At 61.6% G+C, this 680-nt stretch carries 1 protein-coding gene; it reads left to right on the forward strand.

The genetic code is table 11. From position 1 onward, the window contains the following. On the forward strand, positions 1-679 hold a 679-nt coding region (locus tag AC630_RS42565), incomplete at its 5' end, for an ABC transporter ATP-binding protein (protein ID WP_074124436.1). Position 680 lies beyond the last annotated feature (1 nt).

Consider the following 680-nt stretch of genomic DNA (forward strand, 5'->3'; position numbering starts at 1 on the left):
CAACCTCGAAGCCTGGTACGGCGAGTCCCATATCCTGCACGGGATCAACTTCGACGTGAATGCGGGCGAGGTCGTCACCCTGCTCGGGCGCAACGGCGCCGGCAAGACGACCACGCTGAAGTCGATCATGGGCATCATCGGCAAGCGTACCGGCTCGGTGAAGTTCAACAACCAGGACATCATCCGCGCGACCTCGGACAAGATCGCGCGGATGGGTCTCGCGTTCTGCCCGGAGGAGCGCGGAATTTTCTCCAGTCTCGATGTGCGCGAGAATTTGTTGCTGCCGCCGGTGGTCCGCGCGGGCGGATTACCGCTCGAGCAGATCTTCGATCTGTTTCCGAACCTGAAGGAGCGGCTCAACAGCCAGGGCACCAAGCTGTCCGGTGGCGAGCAGCAGATGCTCGCGATCGCGCGCATCCTGCGCACCGGCGCGAGCTTCCTGATGCTGGACGAGCCGACCGAGGGCCTTGCGCCTGTCATCATCCAGCAGATCGGTCACACCATTGCGCGACTCAAGAAGGAGGGCTTTACGATCCTCCTGGTCGAGCAGAACTTCCGCTTCGCATCCACCGTCGCCGACCGCTACTACGTGGTCGAACACGGCAAGATCATTGACGGATTTTCCAATGCGGAGCTTGCCGCCAACATGGACAAGCTCCATGCCTATCTCGGCGTCTGAG

It is taken from the genome of Bradyrhizobium sp. AS23.2, assembly GCF_001908185.1.
Classification (GTDB): Bacteria; Pseudomonadota; Alphaproteobacteria; order Rhizobiales; family Xanthobacteraceae; genus Bradyrhizobium.